This is a genomic window from Mesorhizobium sp. WSM4841, from assembly GCF_055811515.1.
In genome coordinates this window covers 265,853-280,064 of record NZ_JBVVQC010000005.1, presented here as the reverse complement: position 1 = coordinate 280,064, position 14,212 = coordinate 265,853, and the positions used below count along the sequence as shown (strand labels likewise).

Below are 14,212 nucleotides of genomic sequence, written 5' to 3'. Positions count from 1 at the left end.
GCGGGCCTCCCTGCGATCCTGCCTTGAAGCCCTTTTAGCATGCAGCGTTGGATTTTCACGATGCCAAATGACGCAACCGCCAATTAGGCGCAAGAATCGTCAAAAACTCATCTATGTCAGACTGTTGCGCTGAAATCCTCACCTGCCTTGTTGCTGCCGGGCTGATGTCATGCGAGCGCATTGCGCGACCGGGGTATGTCCTATCGCGGGCAGTTAAGTCACGTCTAGACGACCTCAAGCAGTTTCCAGACGCTGTCGACAAGGCCGACCGTGGCCGCCGTTTCGCGATCACGGCAAGCGGCCAGGCGGGCAGCGATACGTCGGCGATTGCTGCATACCGGACGCCCTGAAATACAAGCCGCTGTGTCGATCGTGGCAGCAGGGCCGCGCCCAAGCCTGTGGACACGAGCGATAGCATGGTCAGTGCCCGCGTCGCCTCCTGGACGATCCGCTCGGTGAACGTGTCCACGATGCGGGCATGGGGCGCCGGGCCTTGTGCAGCCGGAAACATGATGAGCCCGTGTCGGGCGATGTCCGCCAGCGTCACCGTGCGTCTGCCGGTCGTCAGGCAGAACGGCAATAAGATCTTCAGCAGGATAGTCATGGACGTCGAGACGTTCGTCGGTCCCGAGCGGTGGATGCACGAAACCGATGTCGATCTCACTCAGCGACAACGCCGCAATCTGCTCATTGGTGGACATCTCGATCAAACGCGTCATCGATAAGATATCGAATAGCTGGCAGTCTTTGCGGAACGCAATTGCGACCGGAGATATCATGTCCCATTTCACCGTTTTCCCCCTCGTGCTCACAGCAGCCATGATGGCCGCCGCTCCAGCACTGGCAGGCACTCGCCTCTGACGAGACGGCGCCGACGCGCCAGCCGCAGAGTTTCCGGTCACCGAGCGGCGCCATGGCCGACAGCTTCGAACTCGCGTTTGATCGCCGGCAATGGTCGGCGGCGGCCTCACCATGCCAGTGCTCGTCATCCGCTCCGGACGGGATTTCTGGAGCCGGCCGGAGGACGCGAAGACAATCGCAGACGAAGCACCGAAGGCGGAACGTCTGGACATCCCTGACGCCACGCACTTCGTGCATCTCGATCGCGAGGCCGCAGGGCGCGGTGTGTTCCTCGACGCTGTGAAGCGGTTTCTCGATCGGCAGGAGGAATAACCATGAAGGGTAGTTCATGTGTCCTGCGGGAGCAGCAGCCGCAAGGTGTCAGGTCGACCGCCTCCAGGCTTTGCGGCTACCGTCCACCCGACAGCTACTCACCGCGCGGTTGCGGGGCTACGCCTATCTCCGCCGCGCCACATCTCGACTCTCCCGTCTCCGCCATTTCCCTGCGCGCACAAACGTCAGACTTCACTAGGCCGGCGCCGTTTCCTTGGATGTACATGCTTTTTTGTCATCGATGAACGCACCCATCGCGGCGAGGTGGTCGGCGAAGCCGGCAACGAACCGCCTGACCTTCAACGGAATAAAGCGGTTCGACGGATAGACCGCATGCACGTGGTGCGGTGCGTAGTGCCAGTCAGGCAGCACATATTCGAGCCGCTCTTGCGCGACGAGCGGGTCGAGTATCACCTTGTGGCCGAGGCCGATGCCGATGCCAGACAGCAGTGCCTGCTGGTTAAGGAGCGAATTGTTGGAGCGCATGGCCGGCCGAATCCGCACCTCGGCCTTTTGGCCGCCTGGGCCGGTGAGCGGAACGATCTCGCGCGTCGTGATGTGGGCGTAAAGCAGGTAGTCATGCTCGGCAAGATCCTCAGGTCGCCGCGGCCTGCCCATCCGGTCGAGATAGTCCGGCGTTGCCGCGAGGCGTCGCTCCATCACACCCAGCTTGCGCACGATCAGCCGATCGTCATCGATGGTCCCCATGCGGATCACAACGTCGAGCCGCTCTGCGATTACGTCGACGAAACTGTCGGTCAGTGCCACGTCGAGCATCAGTTCCGGATAGGCCCGCTTGAACTCGATCAGATAGTTGCCGAGCACACCTGCGCCGAAGCTGGCCGGCGCGCCGACTGCAAGACGTCCGCACATCTTTGATTCGAGACAACCGACGCTGCGGTCCGCCTCCTCGAGGCGCTCGACGATGTCGCGGGCACGCTCCAGATAGCGTCGGCCGGCTTCCGTCGGAGAAACATACCGCGTCGTACGGTCAAATAGCCGGACGCCGAGGCGCTTTTCCAATGCGCGGATCTGCTGGCTGACGGCCGGCTGGCTCAAGCCTAGCCCGCGCGCGGCCGCCGAGAAGCTGCCGGTCTCGAAGGCGCGTATGAAGCTGGTCAGCTCGGTCAGGCGGTCCATGATAGCAACTCCCCGTCGTGATTAATAAGCAAAGGTAATAGCTTATATACGATACAGGCAAGTTCAAAAAGCTGAACCTATGAAGTAGACCCGTCTTGCTCTGACTCGGAGCCCCTACGATCCCCCAACCGGAGATGATGCCATGACGCGTTCCCGCCGACATTTTCTCGCCAGTGCCGGCCTAGCCGGCGGCGCCCTTCTAGCCGGCGCCTCCGTTCCGGCACTGGCCCGTGCGCCGCTGGCTCACGCCCCGACCCTTGGCGCGTTGCACCGCAAGGTGGGTTCGATCGAGGTCACGGCGCTGCTGGACGGCTATATCGACATTGGTTCCGAGTTGGTCATCGGGCTCGCTGAGGCCGATGCGGAGCGGCTGGCTGCGGCCAGCTTCCAGAAGCCCGGACCGCGCCGCGCACCGGTCAATGCCTATCTCATCAATCTGGGCGACCGTCTGGTGCTCGTCGACGCCGGTACGTCGGACAGCATGGGCCCGTCACTCGGCCGACTTCCGGCCGCTATCGAGGCGGCCGCCGTCTCTCCGGACCAGATCGACACATTGCTGATTACCCACATGCATCCCGACCATATCAACGGCGTGCTGACTCCCGCCGGCCAGGCGCTGTTTCCCAATGCCGAGCTCGTCGTCACCGCCACCGACTACGCCTTCTGGCACGACGACGCGAACATGAACCAGGCGCCGGACGAGGCGAAGCCGTTCTTCATCGGGGCACGCAAGGCTGCCGCCGCTTATGCGGACCGCCTGCGGCAAGTGGACGGCGAGCGCGAGGCGCTCGGCTCGATCCGCACCGTGCCGCTGCCCGGCCACACTCCGGGCCATGCCGGATTCATCGTGGAATCGGACGGCGAGGCGCTGTTCATCTGGGGCGATGTCGTGCACATGGCGACCTACCAGTTCGCGCGCCCGGACTGGAGCATCGCGTTCGATGTCGATTCCAAACTGGCCGCCGAAACGCGCAAGCGGACGCTCGATCGGGTCGCTGCCGACCGGATGCTGATCGCCGGAATGCATTTGCCGTTCCCCGGTTTCGGACACGTCGCGCGCGACGGCCAAGCCTATCGCTTCGTGCCGGCCGAATGGCCCTATGAACTGTAGTGGCGGCCAGCGCGGGAAGGGGCGGCGTTCCCAGCAGGTACCAGGCGTTAGGTATTAGAACGCGCTGACATAGGCGCCGCCGTCGACCGGTATGTTCTGCCCGGTCAGGTAGCCGGCATGAACCGAGCACAGGAAGGCGCAGATCTGGCCGAATTCCTCCGGCGTGCCGAGCCGCTTGGCCGGAACGTTGGCTGCTGCCTGGGTCTTGCGCACGGCGGCAGCAGCCGGATCTTCGGGGGTGCCGGCTTCATGCGGAGGGCGCAGCCTGTCGGTGTCGATCTTGCCCGGCAGCATGTTGTTGATCGTCACATTGCGGTCGATCACCGTCCGCGCGACGCCGGCCAGGAACGAAGTCAGGCCGGCGCGCGCGCCGGACGACAGATCGAGGCCGGGAATGGGAACATAGACCGACAGCGAGGTGATGTTGACGATGCGGCCGAAGCCGCGTTCGGCCATGCCGTCGATGACAGCCTGAACCAGCTCGACCGGGGTCACCATGTTCTGGGTGACGCCTTCGAGGATCTTTTCGCGGTCGAGTTCGCGGAAATCGCGAAGCGGCGGTCCGCCATTGTTGTTGACGAGGATATCGGGATTGGGACAGGCGGCAAGCAGCGCCTTCTGCACCTCGGGCTTCGACACGTCGCCGACGATTTCGGTCACCTCGACGCCAAATCTTTCGCGCAGTTCGGCGGCGGTCTTCGCCAATTGGTCGGCATTGCGCCCGTTGACGACCAGATCACAGCCGGCCTCGGCCAGCGCCATGGCGCAACCGCGCCCAAGTCCCTTGCTCGAAGCACAGACGATGGCCTTTTTTCCGCGAATACCGAGATCCATGGCGATTTCTCCTCTGATTGGCGCGGCAACCTACTCTTGAGGCTGGACCAATCGCAACCGTCATACGGTTGTTGCATGAATCGGGGCATAGGCTGCACGAGAGCAACGGTGAGAATCCAATGCCTGGCGCAGAGCCCCGCACTTTCCGCAGCATGTTCATCTCCGACGTCCATCTCGGATCGAAGGCGGCGAAGGCCGAGTTCCTGATCGATTTCCTGCGCCATCACGACGCCGATATCATCTATCTCGTCGGCGACATCGTCGACGGCTGGCGGCTGAGACGGAACTGGCACTGGCCGCAGAGCCACAACGACGTCGTCCAGAAATTGCTGCGTAAGGCGCGCAAGGGCGCCAGCATCACCTACATCGCCGGCAATCACGACGAGTTCGCGCGCCAGTTCCAAGGCGTGCATTTCGGCGGCATCGTCGTCGCCGACCGCGCCATTCACGAGACCGCCGACGGCAAACGTCTTCTTGTTATCCATGGCGACCAGTTCGACACTGTCGTCCACAATGCGCGCTGGCTGGCCTATCTTGGCGACTATGCCTACGACGCGGCCATGCTCGTTAACCGCGTGGTGACGCGGCTTCGCCAACTGCTTGGCCTGCCTTATTGGTCGTTTTCGTCCTGGGCCAAGGTCAACGTCAAAAAGGCGGTGAATTTCATCGGCTCGTTCCAAACGATGCTGACCGAGGAAGCGCGCCGCTCGCATGTCGACGGCGTGATCTGCGGGCACATCCACCATGCCGCGATCGAAAATTATGAGGACGTGCAATACATCAACACCGGCGATTGGGTGGAGAGTTGCACCGCGGTGGTCGAGCATTTCGACGGCCGGATGGAGATCCTGCACTGGGCGCACGTCCTGCCGGAGGCTCCGGTCGGCAGCGAAGTGCTCGTGCCGATCGACATCAAGGGCAGGGCAGTCCAGGCTGCCTGACCAAACCCGACCTCACCTCGCTTTAATCGATTAGTCCAAGCGGTTCCGCCGACTTTTTCAGCATGTTATGGATTTGGCGTGCGCTGCAGGCCGACTCGGCTGAACGCTGCGCCGACGGATTGCCTGTTGATGTCCTCCCTGCCGCCGCTTTCACCCGAACAGCTCGTCAAGCCGCGTCATTTCGAACTGCGCATGGGCCTGATTTTCTTCACGCTTTTCGTGCCGCTCGGAATGCATTTGCCATATTTCCCGCTGTGGTTGCAGGCAGAGGGTTTCGATGCCGAGCAGATAGCGGTCATTCTCGCAGCACCATTGTTCCTGCGCGTGGTGACGACGCCATTGCTTACAGCACTGGCCGACAGGGCGAGCGACCGCGCCCATGTCTATGTCGCGCTGGTGGCCGCATCTGTGGCTGCGTCCGCCGGTTATTTCCTGACGCCGACCTACGCCATGGTGCTCACCGTTTCGCTGGCGCTCACCGTGGTCTGGACACCGCATTCGCCGATTGCCGATTCGCTGGCGCTATCGGGTGTGCGCCGCTTCGGCTCCAACTACGCAAGCATGCGCAAATGGGGATCGATCTCCTATCTGTGCGCAAATCTTGCGGGCGGTTTCATCCTGTCGGCGACCGGCGCCCAGGCTGTTCCGATGATCATCTTCGTGGCGTTTGGCGCCGCGCTTGTCGTCGGATTGATCGCGCCGCGGCTCGGCCGTCCGCGCCGTGCCTCGCCGCTTTCTGCGGCCGACATCCAGCAATCGGCGCCAAAACTCCTCAACGCCTATTTCCTGTATTTCTCCATCGGCGTCGGCGTCATCACCGCCAGCCACGCGTTTTTCTACGGCTTCGTCTCGATCTACTGGAAATCGATCGGCATCGGCGATCAGGTTGTCGGGTTGCTTTGGGGCTGGGGTGTGGTGGCCGAGATCGGCATGTTCATGGTCTTTACCCGGGTTTTCGGCTCCTTCTCGGTCGTGTCGATCATGGTGATGGCCGGGATAGGCGCGATCGTGCGCTGGATTGCCTTCCCCATGATCTGGCCGCTCGGCCTCGGCATTGCCGGATTCTTCGCTGTCCAGACGCTGCATGCGGTCTCCGTGGCGCTGGTTTTGATCGGCCTGCAGAAAATGATCGGTGAGACGGTCGCGGAGGAACGCACCGGGGCCGCGCAAGGCATCGCCTATTTCTCCAACGGCTTTTTCACGGCCGTGGTGACGCTCATGTCCGGGCCTCTGTATGACCGCTTCGGCGTGGGTGGTTTTTTTGCCATGGTTCCGATCGCCTTGGTCGGCCTTGTACTGATCGGGTTTGCCGCGCGTTCAGCCCCACAGCGCCGCATCGGGCGGTGACACCAGTGAACCTTGGTAGACGAGACCGGGAACACGGTCGCGGGCAAGCAGCAGCGGCCCGTCGAGATCGACGAAATCGGCATCCTGCGCCAAGAGCACGGCCGGCGCCATGGCCAATGACGTGCCGACCATGCAGCCGACCATGACGCCAAAACCCAGTTCGCGGGCGCGATCGCGAAGGACGAGAGCAGCGGTCAAGCCGCCTGACTTGTCGAGCTTGATGTTGACGGCATCGTAAAGGCCGACAAGCGAAGCAAGGCCCCCTGCCTCATGCACACTTTCATCGGCGCAGATCGGCACCGGATGCGCGATGTGGCGAAGGATGCCGTCACGGCCCGCCGGCAGCGGCTGTTCAATCAGGGCGATGCCGTATTCGGCGGCAAAGGCGAGATTTGCAACGATGTTGTCGTCGCTCCAGCCCTCATTAGCGTCAAGGATGATGCGGCCCGCCGGTGCCGCCTCTCTAACCGCACGGATACGGGCCATATCGTTGTCGCCGCCGATCTTGACCTTGAGCAGCGGGCGCTGGGCGTTGGCGCGGGCCTGGGCTGCCATCGCTCCAGGCTCACCGAGCGACAGAGTGTAGGCCGTTTCAAGCGCCCTCGGCGGAACCATGCAGATGCTGAAAGCGACCGGCTTGCCTGTGATCTTCGCCTCCAGGTCCCATAGCGCGCAGTCGACGGCGTTGCGCGCCGCGCCCGCCGGCATGGCGTCGAGCAGCGCGGCCCGGCTGATGCCGCCTTGAATCTGCTCCCGCATCGCCTCGATCGCATCGCGCACACCGTCCATCGTTTCGCCATAGCGTTTATAGGGAACGCATTCGCCGCGCCCGCTATGGTTGGCTTGGCTGATCGTCACTGTGATAACCTCGGCCTCGGTCTTCGAACCGCGCGAAATGGTGAAGGTCCCGGCGATGGGAAAGCGCTCGGACTCGACCGAAATGACACGCGCCATATTTTTCTGCTCCGGCTGTGCGACAACAAGCTTGTCGGCAAATCGACAGGTGGGTTCCGTCAGGTTAAACAGATGGCCCGTCAGGCTAAACAGGACGCCATGTTGACGATCCGCAAACGCTTCGCAAGCGGCAAGACCGCCAAGGAGGCCGACCACCAGCCACGCGTCGCGGTCGGTGAGGAGGGCGGCGTTCTCGGCTGCGCCTTCTCCGGAAACTGGACGACGCGCACCGTGACGCTGGTCGACGCCGAGATGCGCAAGATCGAGAAGCGCAGCGGTTTCCAGACGCTGGCGATCGACCTTTCGCGTATCGAGAAGATGGATACCGCCGGGGCCTGGGTGATCGACCGTCTGGTTAGCGCCTTCGAAAAGAAGGGTGTGGAAATCACGGTGCAGGGGCAAAGCGAGATTGCCTCGATCCTGCTCGGCGCCGTCGGTGACGCGGTTCGACGCGAACCTGATTCCGGCACCGCTAGGCCGCCGAATATCATCATTCGCGCGCTTGAGGCGGTTGGCCGGCGCGTCTATGAGATGCGTGACGATTTCCTGGCCGCGATGAATATACTGGGCGCCACGATACGCGGCTCGCAGATGAAGCTTGGCCGCGGCCATGCGGTCAATCCGGCGGCGATCTTCAACCAGATGGACCGCATGGGCGTCGGCGCCATCCCGGTGGTCGTGCTGATGTCGGCCATCGTCGGGGCGATCGTCGCTCAGCAAGGCGCCTATCAGCTCAGCTATTTCGGCGCCGATATCTTCGTCGTCGACCTGGTCGGCGTGCTGATCCTGCGCGAGCTCGGCGTGCTGATGACCGCGATCATGATCGCCGGCCGATCGGGCAGCGCCATTACGGCTGAAATCGGCTCGATGAAAATGCGCGAGGAGGTCGACGCGCTGAAGGTCATCGGGCTCAATCCAATCGGCGTGCTGGTGTTTCCGCGGCTGGTCGCGCTGGTGATCGCACTGCCTTGCCTGACGATCATCGCCAATTTCGCCGCACTTGGCGGCGGCATCGCGGCGGCATGGCTCTATTCCGACATCGCACCGGCCGCCTTCATCGACCGGCTGCGCGTCGCCATCGATCTCAGCACCATCTTTGCCGGGCTGATCAAGGCGCCGTTCATGGCCATGATCATCGGCACGATCGCCTCGGTCGAAGGCATGAAGGTTGGCGGCAGCGCCGAATCGCTGGGACAACACGTGACCGCTTCGGTGGTGAAGTCGATCTTCGTGGTCATCATCCTCGATGGGCTTTTCGCCATGTTCTATGCGGCGATCGAGTTCTGACATGGCGACGCAGGGCAGCACAAAGGCGACTGGGGTTGCGGAAAGGGCCGACGAAGACGAGATCGTGCTTTCCGCGCGCGACATCACCGTGTCCTTCGGCGACAAGGTCATTCTCGACAGATTGTCACTCAATATCAGGCGCGGCGAGATCCTCGGCTTTGTCGGCGCCTCTGGTGCCGGCAAGTCGGTTCTCCTGCGCACTATCCTCGGCCTGGTGCACAAGCAGTCGGGAACGATCAAGCTGTTCGGCGTCGATGTCGAAAAGGCGAGCGAGAGGGAGCGTCTTCGCATCGACATGCGCCTTGGCGTTCTCTTTCAGCACGGCGCGCTGTTTTCGGCGCTCACGGTTCTCGAAAACGTGCAGGTGCCGATGCGCGAATATCTCGATTTGCCGAAAAAGCTGATGGACGAGCTGGCGATGCTCAAGGTCGAACTGGTCGGGTTGCCGCCGGATGCGGCGCGGAAATTCCCGTCCGAGCTTTCCGGCGGCATGATCAAGCGTGCGGCGCTGGCGCGCGCACTGGCGCTCGACCCCGACATCGTGTTCCTGGACGAGCCGACATCCGGCCTCGATCCGATCAGCGCGGCTGAGTTCGACGAACTCGTCGTCAAGCTGCGCGATACCATGGATCTGACCGTGTACATGGTCACGCACGATCTCGACACGCTGTTCACCGCTTGTGATCGGGTGGCCGTGCTCGGCAACAAGAAAGTGCTGGTCGAAGGCACGATCGACGACATGCTCAGAAGCGAGGAACCCTGGGTGAAATCCTATTTTCGCGGAAAACGTGCGCGGCAACTTGATCTTGCGGCCCGCGCGTAGCCATAAGTGGATAAATGGAAACCAGAGCCAACTACGTCATTGTCGGCATTTTCACGCTAGCTGCGATCCTGGCAGCATTCGCGTTCGTCTATTGGACGGCCGCGATCGGCGAGAGGGGTGAGACGGCGATGCTGCGGGTGCGCATTCCGGGATCAGCTTCCGGTCTCGGCCGCGGCAGTTTCGTGCTGTTCAACGGCGTCAGGGTTGGGGATGTAAGGCGAGTCTATATTGACCTCGCCAATCCGACCGCCGCCATAGCCGAAGCCGAAATAGGCCGCACGACGCCGATCACCAAATCGACGCAGGCCGATATCGGCCTTGCTACCCTCACCGGTCAGGCCAATATCGAACTCAGGGGCGCCGACCTCAAGGAGGTCAACCTTCTCGACCAGGCGGAGGCGGAGGGCCGCGTCGCCGAGATCGTCGCCAACCCGTCGGCGGTCACCAACCTGTTGCAGACGGCGCAGAACATCTTTACCCGCGCCGATACGGTTCTCACCCAGCTCGAAGGCTTCACCAGGGACGTTCGCGGGCCGCTGACGCAGACCGTCAACAATGTGCAGACCTTCTCCGACGCGCTGGCCAAGAACTCCGACGGCATCGACAAATTCCTCGCCAGCGTCAGTTCGCTGTCGGACGAATTGAGGGGCGTCTCGGGCAAGCTCGACGGTACGCTGAAGGCGGCGGAAGGGCTGCTCAACGCCGTCGACAAGGATCAGATCAAGAGCATCGTCGCCAATGTCGATACGGTGACCGAGAACCTGAAGGAAACCAGCAAGCAGTTCGACACGGTCGTCAGGAATGTCGACACCGCGGTGGGATCGATCAACGATTTCGCCCAACGGACGCAAGGCACGCTGGCCAAGGTCGACGGCGTTCTCGACGGCATCGACCCGGCACAGGTTCGCACCGCGCTGGCCAACATCCAGAAGGCCAGCGAAAACGCCAACGAGGCTGCCGCCGACGTCGCCAAGGTGACCAGCAAATTCGCCAACCGGGCCGACGATATCGACCAGACGATCAAGGACGCGCAGCAACTGGCGGAGCGTCTCAACGACGCTTCGGTGCGCGTCGACGGCATCCTCGCCAAGGTCGATACATTGCTCGGCTCAGGTCAGGCCGACGGCATGATAGCCGATGCCAGGAATACGCTGAAATCGTTCAGGCAGGTCGCCGACACGCTGAACGCCCGCCTCGGCACCATCACCGACAATCTGGCGCGATTCTCCGGTCAGGGCCTGCAGGACGTCGAGGCGCTGGTCCAGGACAGCCGCCGTTCGATCAGCCGCATCGAAGAGGCGGTGACGGATCTCAGCCGCAATCCGCAGCGGATCCTGTCAGGCGGCGAAGGCGAGGTTCGGCAATTCGACGGCAGGGCGCGGCGTTGACTTCGGCTTTCGCCCGCCCCAAGAACAGCAGGCAAGTGCACTGCGGAAGCGGATTGCTCATACGATTCGGGGGACAACGGGGATCGCGTGTGAAGTCGGTGGTGCTTAAATTGGGCGGGGTCAAATCGGGCGGGCTCAAAGCGGGTGTGGCATTGCTTACGCTTTCGCTAGCCGGTTGCGCGTTTTTGCCGGGCGGCGGGCCGGCGCCCCTGGACACATTCGAACTGTCGGCGCCGCCGCTCGATGCGCGCGGCCGCAGCCGCCGCCAGATCCTCATTGCCCAACCCTCCGCGCTCAAGGCGCTGGACAGCCAGAACATCGTTATCAAGCCGTCTGTGCGTTCGATCCAGTACCTCAAGGGCGCGCAATGGGCCGATCGGCTGCCGCTGATCGTGCAGGCGCGGCTGGCCGAGACATTCCAGCGCTCGGGCAGCTTCGCCGGTGTCGGCAAGCCGGGCGAGGGGCTGGCGATCGACTATCAGGTGATCGTCGAAGTCCGTTCCTTCGAAGTCCGGGTCGACGGCGGCGAACATGCCGAGGTCGAGCTGTTCGTGCGGATACTGAACGACCGCAATGGCGAGGTGCGCGCCTCGAAGAGCTTTACCGCGACCGCGCCCGTCTCCGGCGGCGGGAACCAGGCCTATGTCGGCGCGCTCGACCGCGCATTCGGCGATGCCGCCAAGGACATCGTCCGCTGGACCGATTCGGTGATCTGACACAGCCGGAACTGCCGGGCGCAGCTTAGGATCAAACTCAATCATCTGGCTGCCGCCAATGGCCGAGACGGGTGGGGAACTGCCGTCCGTTTCGACGACTGGAACGAGCAGGGAGCGCCAATTACCGACCTTCCCGGCGCTTCTCCAAAGCCGCCCTTCGCGCTACAGCTTTGAATCGACCCCCTTTCGGACGTAGACAGCGACTTGCATGAAGGTCTGATTTGGCTACGGCCGGCGGCTTTGTGGGCGATGGAAAGCCGCAACGTTCGCCTGCTTCGCCGCGGAGACGCTGCGTGTTCCGCCGGGGACATAGCGCCAGCAAGCAAGCTCCGGATCCGCTGCCTTGCCTCCCGCAGCGACGACGCACAGAGCTCCAGCGTCTCGATCGAAACGCCCGTCATCCATGATCTCCGAATCATGGCGACCCATCGATTCAGCAACCAGAAAAGAACGCAGCTGCAACGCTAGGACGCGTCGGTGGAGAATTTGTGTATCGTAGTCGACTTCAGCGTTTCGCCCGGGTTCAGCACCGTCGTTGGAAATGACGGCTTGTTCGGCGAATCCGGGAAGTGCTGCGTCTCAAGGCAAAAGCCGTCGGTCTGGCGGTATTGCTGACCGGCCGCGCCGACGAGCGTCGAATCGAGGAAGTTGCCGCTGTAGAACTGGACGCCGGGCTCGGTGGTCGAGATCTCCATGATCCGGCCCGAGCGCGGCTCGTAGACTCGGGCGGCGAGCGAAAGTCCACCACCCGACCGGTTCAGCACGAAGTTGTGATCGTATCCGCGGCCATAGGCCATCTGTGGGTCGTTCGAGCGGATGCGTGCGCCGATCGGCGCCCCTTGGCGGAAGTCGAACGGCGTGGCGGTCACGGAGGCGAGCTGCCCGGTCGGGATCAAGGTCGCATCGACCGGCGTGTAGCGATCGGCGTTGATCGTGAGGATGTGATCGTCGATCCCACCCGTGCCGTCGCCGGCGAGATTGAAGTAGGAATGACTCGTGAGATTGACCACGGTTGGTTTGTCGGTCGTCGCCTCGTAGTCGATGCGCAGCTCGTTGTCGTTGGTGAGGCTATAGACGACCTGGACCGTGAGCGTGCCGGGATAGCCTTCCTCGCCATCCTTGCTCGTGTAGTTGAGCCGCGCTGCGGCGCCGCTGACGCTGCTCAGCGGCTCGACCGCCCAGACGACCTTGTCGAAGCCTTTCGTGCCGCCGTGCAGGCTGTTCGGCCCGTTATTGGCGGCGAGTTGGTATTGCGTGCCGTCGAGCGTGAACTTCGCGCCGCCGATGCGATTGCCGTAGCGCCCGATCAAGGCGCCGAAATAGGGGTTCATGGATTCGTAGTCGGCGAGTTCCTTGAAGCCGAGCACGACGTTGTCGAGCTTGCCCCAGCGGTCGGGCACATTGATCGCCGTGATGATACCGCCATAGGCGATGAACTTGACGGACGCGCCCCTGTCGTTGGTGAGCGTGTAGAGATCGACGGCTTTGCCGTCCTGCGTGTTTCCGAATGGGGTCTTGTCCACAGAGCCGGCGCCGGCGCTCGTTCCCGTCAGCAGCACGCCCATGCCGAGCACGGCCGCGCCGAGCACTGACCTATGCCAGGTACGCGACCTGTTTGGTTCGATCGGCGTCATGGTTTCCTCCCTCGATAGGCCTCTTCGCCGGCGGCTTCTGACGAGCCGCCTGAAAGACCAATTCTAAACTCATCGGGCTATCAAGGTAAGCGCGTCCTGGTAGAGATTGTACAATAGCACCGTGCTTGAAAAGCGTGTGCCGGATACCGCCGGTCGCAAATTCCGGTTTCCAGATCAGGGAGCCGTAGGCGAACACCCAGAATTCGCGGCTCTGCCCGCGTCCTGTAACGATATGATCAACCCACCACGCATGATCCTCGTCCTGCAGATAGATAGTCCCTGAACGCGGTCCTGGAACGACAACGTGGCGATGGGCCTTGGCTACAAGTTCAGGGGTGAGGGTCAGCATCATGTTGGTACACGCTCAACGCTTTTCGTCTCGGTTCGAGCGCATTATGCGTCCGCGAAAGGAGCCTGTACCGACGTCGTTCTGAAGTTTTTCTGATTTTAGCTTGGTCTAGTCGGTGCGCGGCCGTACCGCAGAATGTCTGCAGGCAGGCGCAATCAAGTCATTTCGGCGGTCAATTTCGAGGGCAGGTTTCCACACCCCGGCCGGACCTTCCCGAACCTCATCAGGCGATCTGAAGTCGGAACGCATCGACCGACCACGTGCGCCAATTCCGGTCATTCGGCGGGCTTCTCCATTGCCGACATTCGCTCAACCGCAGGATTCGACCCTTCTCTGCCCTACCGCTGCAGAGCCTGAAGGGGAAGTCCTGACCCACTCCGGACCATCCTGAGGTTGGGACACGTGGCTGACGGAGCGATTGTTCCCACCGCCAACGACGGAAGAAACCGCTTCGGCAAGTTCAGCGCGCCAGTGGGTTCGAAGTCCCGAAAACGGACCTTCCTTCGAATGACGCC

The 14,212-nt window shown here is 62.5% G+C and carries 15 protein-coding genes and 1 pseudogene; 10 read left to right on the top strand and 6 right to left on the bottom strand.

The window, feature by feature from the left end:
* Nucleotides 1-55: 55 nt before the first annotated feature.
* Nucleotides 56-511 (bottom strand): type 2 periplasmic-binding domain-containing protein, encoded by a 456-nt coding sequence (locus AC0L14_RS08745; protein ID WP_473749215.1) that lies wholly within the window; start codon nt 509-511, stop codon nt 56-58.
* On the opposite strand from AC0L14_RS08745, the gene AC0L14_RS08740 reads away from it, so the two are divergent.
* The 3 genes and pseudogenes from AC0L14_RS08740 to AC0L14_RS08730 all read left to right on the top strand — a co-directional run.
* A complete protein-coding gene (locus AC0L14_RS08740) occupies nt 417-725 on the top strand; it encodes a hypothetical protein (RefSeq protein ID WP_473749220.1) in 309 nt (102 codons plus the stop codon). The two genes, AC0L14_RS08745 and AC0L14_RS08740, sit on opposite strands and share 95 nt — an antisense overlap.
* The gene (locus tag AC0L14_RS08735) at nt 652-861 is read left to right on the top strand and encodes a hypothetical protein (RefSeq protein WP_473529762.1); all 210 of its coding nucleotides are present in this window, start codon (nt 652-654) and stop codon (nt 859-861) included. The genes AC0L14_RS08740 and AC0L14_RS08735 overlap by 74 nt, the downstream gene beginning before the upstream one ends.
* Nucleotides 848-1,173: pseudogene (locus AC0L14_RS08730) on the top strand (alpha/beta fold hydrolase); the annotation flags it as partial. The gene AC0L14_RS08735 and the pseudogene AC0L14_RS08730, both read left to right, overlap by 14 nt.
* Before the next feature lie 195 nt (nt 1,174-1,368).
* Here the strand turns inward: AC0L14_RS08730 and AC0L14_RS08725 are convergent.
* The gene (locus tag AC0L14_RS08725; protein ID WP_473749172.1) at nt 1,369-2,313 is read right to left on the bottom strand and encodes a LysR family transcriptional regulator; all 945 of its coding nucleotides are present in this window, start codon (nt 2,311-2,313) and stop codon (nt 1,369-1,371) included.
* Nucleotides 2,314-2,455: 142 nt separating this feature from the next.
* Between AC0L14_RS08725 and AC0L14_RS08720 the strand changes: the two genes are divergently transcribed.
* Entirely contained in the window at nt 2,456-3,424 is a 969-nt protein-coding gene (locus tag AC0L14_RS08720) for an MBL fold metallo-hydrolase (RefSeq protein WP_473749170.1), read from the top strand.
* A 54-nt stretch (nt 3,425-3,478) separates the two neighbouring features.
* Here the strand turns inward: AC0L14_RS08720 and AC0L14_RS08715 are convergent, their stop codons facing one another.
* On the bottom strand, nt 3,479-4,258 hold the full coding sequence (locus AC0L14_RS08715) for an SDR family oxidoreductase (RefSeq protein ID WP_292191144.1): 780 nt from the start codon (nt 4,256-4,258) through the stop codon (nt 3,479-3,481).
* 119 nt (nt 4,259-4,377) lie between these two features.
* On the opposite strand from AC0L14_RS08715, the gene AC0L14_RS08710 reads away from it, so the two are divergent.
* Both AC0L14_RS08710 and AC0L14_RS08705 read left to right on the top strand, forming a co-directional pair.
* Nucleotides 4,378-5,199 (top strand): UDP-2,3-diacylglucosamine diphosphatase, encoded by an 822-nt coding sequence (locus tag AC0L14_RS08710; protein WP_123145761.1) that lies wholly within the window; start codon nt 4,378-4,380, stop codon nt 5,197-5,199.
* A gap of 129 nt (nt 5,200-5,328) precedes the next feature.
* On the top strand, nt 5,329-6,546 hold the full coding sequence (locus AC0L14_RS08705; protein ID WP_473749168.1) for an MFS transporter: 1,218 nt from the start codon (nt 5,329-5,331) through the stop codon (nt 6,544-6,546).
* Here the strand turns inward: AC0L14_RS08705 and dgcA are convergent.
* The gene (gene dgcA / locus AC0L14_RS08700) at nt 6,517-7,500 is read right to left on the bottom strand and encodes an N-acetyl-D-Glu racemase DgcA (RefSeq protein ID WP_473749167.1); all 984 of its coding nucleotides are present in this window, start codon (nt 7,498-7,500) and stop codon (nt 6,517-6,519) included. The genes AC0L14_RS08705 and dgcA overlap by 30 nt on opposite strands.
* A gap of 99 nt (nt 7,501-7,599) precedes the next feature.
* On the opposite strand from dgcA, the gene AC0L14_RS08695 reads away from it, so the two are divergent.
* From AC0L14_RS08695 to AC0L14_RS08680, 4 genes are all read left to right on the top strand, one after another.
* Nucleotides 7,600-8,787, top strand: coding sequence for an MlaE family ABC transporter permease (locus tag AC0L14_RS08695; RefSeq protein ID WP_123145764.1), 1,188 nt, complete (start codon nt 7,600-7,602; stop codon nt 8,785-8,787).
* A gap of 1 nt (nt 8,788) precedes the next feature.
* Nucleotides 8,789-9,610: an ABC transporter ATP-binding protein gene (locus AC0L14_RS08690; protein ID WP_473529768.1), complete on the top strand. Its 822-nt coding sequence runs from the start codon at nt 8,789-8,791 to the stop codon at nt 9,608-9,610.
* A 14-nt stretch (nt 9,611-9,624) separates the two neighbouring features.
* Entirely contained in the window at nt 9,625-10,998 is a 1,374-nt protein-coding gene (locus AC0L14_RS08685; protein ID WP_473487300.1) for an MlaD family protein, read from the top strand.
* A 110-nt stretch (nt 10,999-11,108) separates the two neighbouring features.
* On the top strand, nt 11,109-11,714 hold the full coding sequence (locus AC0L14_RS08680) for an ABC-type transport auxiliary lipoprotein family protein (protein WP_425294063.1): 606 nt from the start codon (nt 11,109-11,111) through the stop codon (nt 11,712-11,714).
* Nucleotides 11,715-12,178: 464 nt separating this feature from the next.
* Here AC0L14_RS08680 and AC0L14_RS08675 read toward each other — a convergent pair whose 3' ends face one another.
* Entirely contained in the window at nt 12,179-13,348 is a 1,170-nt protein-coding gene (locus tag AC0L14_RS08675; RefSeq protein WP_473529770.1) for an aldose epimerase family protein, read from the bottom strand.
* Nucleotides 13,308-13,700 carry a hypothetical protein gene (locus AC0L14_RS08670; protein WP_473529771.1) on the bottom strand — a complete coding sequence of 131 codons (393 nt, stop codon included), beginning with the start codon at nt 13,698-13,700 and terminating at the stop codon, nt 13,308-13,310. The genes AC0L14_RS08675 and AC0L14_RS08670 overlap by 41 nt, the downstream gene beginning before the upstream one ends.
* Nucleotides 13,701-14,212: the final 512 nt, after the last annotated feature.